Origin of the sequence: Bradyrhizobium sp., assembly GCF_049691595.1 — a bacterium.
In the GTDB taxonomy this organism is placed as follows: domain Bacteria; phylum Pseudomonadota; class Alphaproteobacteria; order Rhizobiales; family Xanthobacteraceae; genus Bradyrhizobium.
Window position 1 is genome coordinate 1 of sequence record NZ_JBAVNZ010000591.1, and the last position, 4,214, is coordinate 4,214.

General features: G+C 65.1%; 7 protein-coding genes. 3 read left to right on the forward strand and 4 right to left on the reverse strand.

Annotation, left to right across the window (positions count from 1 at the left end; translation table 11 throughout):
* Both WCE35_RS23730 and WCE35_RS23735 read right to left on the reverse strand, forming a co-directional pair.
* Positions 1–593, reverse strand: a 593-nt coding sequence (locus WCE35_RS23730; protein ID WP_424595746.1) for a glutathione S-transferase family protein, incomplete at its 3' end; no start/stop codon positions are given.
* A gap of 35 nt (positions 594–628) precedes the next feature.
* The gene (locus WCE35_RS23735) at positions 629–886 is read right to left on the reverse strand and encodes a hypothetical protein (RefSeq protein ID WP_424595747.1); all 258 of its coding nucleotides are present in this window, start codon (positions 884–886) and stop codon (positions 629–631) included.
* 125 nt (positions 887–1,011) lie between these two features.
* Between WCE35_RS23735 and WCE35_RS23740 the strand changes: the two genes are divergently transcribed.
* Both WCE35_RS23740 and WCE35_RS23745 read left to right on the forward strand, forming a co-directional pair.
* Positions 1,012–1,710, forward strand: a complete 699-nt coding sequence (locus WCE35_RS23740) for a helix-turn-helix transcriptional regulator (protein ID WP_424595748.1) — start codon at positions 1,012–1,014, stop codon at positions 1,708–1,710.
* Between the two features lie 63 nt (positions 1,711–1,773).
* Positions 1,774–2,133: a YkgJ family cysteine cluster protein gene (locus WCE35_RS23745; RefSeq protein WP_424595749.1), complete on the forward strand. Its 360-nt coding sequence runs from the start codon at positions 1,774–1,776 to the stop codon at positions 2,131–2,133.
* A 136-nt stretch (positions 2,134–2,269) separates the two neighbouring features.
* Here the strand turns inward: WCE35_RS23745 and WCE35_RS23750 are convergent, their stop codons facing one another.
* Positions 2,270–2,674 (reverse strand): hypothetical protein, encoded by a 405-nt coding sequence (locus tag WCE35_RS23750; protein ID WP_424595750.1) that lies wholly within the window; start codon positions 2,672–2,674, stop codon positions 2,270–2,272.
* A 130-nt stretch (positions 2,675–2,804) separates the two neighbouring features.
* Entirely contained in the window at positions 2,805–3,686 is an 882-nt protein-coding gene (locus WCE35_RS23755; RefSeq protein WP_424595751.1) for a haloalkane dehalogenase, read from the reverse strand.
* Positions 3,687–3,859: 173 nt separating this feature from the next.
* Between WCE35_RS23755 and WCE35_RS23760 the strand changes: the two genes are divergently transcribed.
* The coding region (locus WCE35_RS23760) for a GNAT family N-acetyltransferase (protein ID WP_424595752.1) at positions 3,860–4,214 on the forward strand (355 nt) is incomplete at its 3' end.

The following is a 4,214-nucleotide window of genomic DNA, read 5'->3' on the forward strand; positions in this document are numbered from 1 at the left end:
CCGGCCAGCGCGGCAAACGCGGTGGCATCGGTGCCGCAGGGCTCCTCGCCCATCAGATAGGGCTTGTCCCCAAGCTGCACCGACAGCGAAAACAGCGAGCGGACGGCAAGATCGATGTCCTCGTCCGGAGCGTGGCGGCCAAGACCGCTGAGCAGATAGTTCTCCGCGACGCGGAGCTGCGCGTCTTCGCGAAGCTTTTCGCGTAAGTGCTCCGGTGCGGCGTCGAAGAAATGCGCCGGGCCCCTGGCAAAGTTCTGATCGTCGACCCAGCGCGCGCCGATCAGCGCCCAATAGACATGGTGCTCGATCATCCGCTCGAACGCCCAGGCCTGCGCGCGCGCCTGCAAATTGAGCGGGGCGTCGAAATCGAAACCGTGTTTGGCCTCGATGTGCGCGCGAATGAAGGTGGAATCCGCGATGGTCTCCGCCTCATCGACGATATAAGGGAGCTGCCCCTTGGGCGAGGCCGGCGGCACCGCCTTCTCCTTGCGATAGGCAAGACCGGCCATCCTGAGCTGGACTTCGGTCTTGGTGACAAAGGGGCTGATTTCCGGCAGGCCGAAGCCTGGGCCAAAACCATATAGCGTAATCATTTGAAGCTCCGATCTCCTTCGACGACGCCGAAACCCTAGCCGCGCGCTGCTGCCACCGTGGTGTCAGCATGGGCGATATCGCCGGCGAAACCGGCCTTGCGCCGGCGGCGCGCAGTGTCTTGGATCAGCGACATCAGCCGCGCCTGCACGACAGCCAGCATTGCCATGAATGACCGCAAGGCCAGCGCCGCGAGCGCCCAGCGCAGGTCCGCGGAGCCACAATGAACAACGATCAGTTGCTCCAGCACGAAGGTCCGGGCGCACCGGAACCGAAACTCGTCAAGAATCATCATGGACAAATTCCCTTCACTTGAGGTGTTGTCCCGATATAGCCGCCACCTGCTGCCAGCATGCTGTCAGCAGCAGCGAGACCGCCCCGTAAAAGCGACATGCCAGGGAATCTGCCAGGGAATCCGCCATGAGACGCGCCGACCGGCTGTTTCAGATCATCCAGGTGCTCCGGCGCACCCGAAAACCTCTGACGGCGGATGCGATCGCCGCCGAGCTCGAGACCTCGAAGCGGACGATCTATCGCGACATCGCGAGCCTGATCGAACAGCGCGTGCCGATCCGCGGCGAGGCCGGCATGGGTTACATCCTGGAGAAGGGATTCGACCTGCCGCCGCTGATGCTGACCCCCGACGAAATCGAGGCGGCGGTGCTCGGCGCGCAGTGGGTGGCCGGCCACGCCGATCCCGTGCTGGCGCGCGCCGCCGAGGACCTGATGGCGAAGATCGCCGACACCGTCCCCGAACGGCTAAGGCCGTTCGTGCTCGAACCGGCGAGCCGCGCCCGCCCGGGCTGGAACCGGGAGCCCGACCGCATCGACATGGTGCGCACGCGCGCACAGATTCACGAGGGGAAGAAGATCACGCTGAGCTATCGCGACGAACACGGCCGCGACAGCCAACGCACGATCTGGCCGATCGCGGTCGGCTATCTCGAGGCGGTCCGGCTGCTGGCGGCGTGGTGCGAGCTGCGCAAGGACTTTCGCAGTTTCCGCACCGACCGCGTGGTCGAGGCGGTGTATCATGACGAAAAATACCCGGAGCGGCGCGACCTGCTGCGGGCGAAATGGCGAAGGAGCCTGGTCTGGGAGGCGCCGAAGGAGACCTGATCCGGCCCCAAGTCCGTTGTTGTTGCGCGTTTCACTTCGCCCGAAAACACGATAGACGAGCGCATGCGGAAAAACGATCAGGCTTTGGATGCCGAAAATCTCTGCCGGGCGTGCGGCGCCTGTTGCAGCTATTCGCAAGACTGGCCGCGCTTCACCACCGAGGATGACGCGCAGCTCGATTTGATCCCGGAAGAATTCGTCAACCAAAGCCTGTCAGGGATGCGCTGCGACGGCGACCGCTGCTCGGCGCTGTCAGGCAAGATCGGCGTGGCGACGCGTTGCGATATCCATGCGGTGCGTCCCGAGGTCTGCCGGACCTGCATGCCCGGCGATGTCGAATGCGCGATGGCACGGCGGAGGCACGGGTTAGCGCCGATCTCCGCCGTCGTCCCCGCGAAGGCGGAAGGGACCCATACCGCGTGATCTATCGAGCAGGCGCTGTGGCTGACGCCTTCCAAAAAAATTGGCTTTGGTGGTTATGGGTCCCGGCTCGCGCGGAGCCTGTCATCGGGCGCGCATTCGCGCGACCCGTTGGCTTGGCCGGGACGACGCATGAAAATTACGCCGTCACCGCTTGCGCGATTTCCTCGTCGTCGAGATCATCCTCGATCGGCGCGAAGCTGGCGAGCGGCTTGGTGGAGAGCGTGATCGGTTTGCGGTTTCCGTAGAACGACAACGACGAGGCGCGGGCGGCGGGTTCGCGTGACAGCGCGTACAGCGCCGAGCCGACGCGGCCGCCGAAATGGATCAGTTCGCGTTCGCTGCAGCTTGCCGCGATCGCCAGCGCCAGCGAATGCAGATGACTGCGGCGATAGCAGAACAGCGCCAGCATGGCGCGGACATCGGACGAGACGCTTTCCACGAGCACCGGCAGGCCGCCGGCACTGGCGCGGTACATCTCGCCGAGCAATTCGTCCCGGACCGGACAGAAATCGTCCCCAAAGGCGTCACGACTAGAAAACATTGCGGGTCTCCCTGCGCCAAGGATGCAATGCCATCCACTAACGAAGGGTTAACCAGTGGCGACCCTCGTCACAGCGGGCGCTTGCCAGTTGCGCGCGAATCGGGGCGCGCGGCCGCCTGCGACGTCTCCGTCAGATCGAGTTTGCCTTCATCCAGGCCGCGATTGCCTGCCCGATGGCAGGCCCCGAATCCTCCTGGATGAAATGCGAGCCCGGCACCGTCACCTCGGCCTGATTTTTCCATTTCCGGCAAAAATCCCTCACCGGCCCGATCAGGATCGCGCCCGGCTCGGCATTGACGAACAGTTTCGGGAGGTCGTTCCCGGCCATCCAGCCGGAGTAGTCCGCCGCGATCCGCGCGACATCGGCGGGTTCGCCCGCGATCGGGATTTGCCGCGGCCAGGTCAGCGTCGGCCAGCGATCCTCGCGCCGAAGATAGGGCCTTCGATATTCGGCCATCTCGGCCTCGGTCAGCTTGCGCAATACCGACCCCGGCAACACCCGCTCGACGAACATGTTGCGGTCGAGGATCATTTCTTCGCCCCTGTCGGAGCGAAAGCCCTGGAAGATCGGCGTCGCTGCCGCGCTCCATTCCTCCCAGCCCGCGACCGGGCGCACGATCCCCTCCATATAGGCGATGCCGCTGATACGGTCGCGGTGATGGTTGGCCCAGTCGAAGCCGAGCGCCGAGCCCCAGTCGTGCACCACCAGGGTGACCGGTTGTGTCGGCCCGATCACCGCGTCGATGAAGCCCGCGAGGTATTGGCGGTGGGTGGTGAAGCGGTAGGTGCCGGGACCGGGATTCGGCAGTTTGGCGGAATCGCCCATGCCGATCAGGTCCGGCACGATCAGGCGGCCGCGCCCTTCGAGCGCAGGCAGCACGTCGCGCCAGAGATAGGAGGAGGTCGGGTTGCCGTGCAGAAACAGCACCGGCGCGCCTTCGCCGCGCTCGTGATAGGCCATGCCGGCGCCGAGCACATCGACGGTCTTTTTTGGCAGCGGTTGTTCTGTCATGGTTTGTTGCCTCTCCGATTGGGACCATCGATGCCGCGAAACCAATTCCAGTCAGACTCCTGGCTGGGCCCCTGTACTACCGCCCCGCCGGCCAGGACGGTGGAGCGGCTTCGACCCTGTCGGCGCGGCCCGCGCCCCACGAATATGTTGCTCTGGAGGCCGGACGTAAATCAATGTCATTCACGATCTCCGATTTGCGGCAGCGCCCGCATTTTGTTGACACCGTGGCCGACCGGATCTGGCAGGCATGGTGGCGGGCGGACGGCTATCCGCTTGATTACATTTCCGGGCGCGTGCGCGAAAACATGGCAGCGACACCGATACCGTTCGCGCTGGTCGCGCATGACGGCGAGACGTTTCTCGGAACCTGCTCGGTCATCGAATCCGACCTCGCGGAGCGGCCGCAATTGACGCCGTGGGTCGCGGCCGTATGGGTCGAACAGGCGGCGCGCCGGCGCGGCGTCGGCGCCGCCCTGGTCGATCGCGCCGCGCGGGATGGCTTCGCGCTCGGCGTCGGCCGCATCTATC

Bases quoted from the DNA above. Each gene is read 5' to 3' on its own strand.
- WCE35_RS23740 (WP_424595748.1), top strand. From the start codon at position 1,012: ATGAGACGCGCCGACCGGCTGTTTCAGATCATCCAGGTGCTCCGGCGC.
- WCE35_RS23750 (WP_424595750.1), bottom strand. From the start codon at position 2,674: ATGTTTTCTAGTCGTGACGCCTTTGGGGACGATTTCTGTCCGGTCCGG.
- WCE35_RS23745 (WP_424595749.1), top strand. From the start codon at position 1,774: ATGCGGAAAAACGATCAGGCTTTGGATGCCGAAAATCTCTGCCGGGCG.
- WCE35_RS23735 (WP_424595747.1), bottom strand. From the start codon at position 886: ATGATGATTCTTGACGAGTTTCGGTTCCGGTGCGCCCGGACCTTCGTG.
- WCE35_RS23755 (WP_424595751.1), bottom strand. From the start codon at position 3,686: ATGACAGAACAACCGCTGCCAAAAAAGACCGTCGATGTGCTCGGCGCC.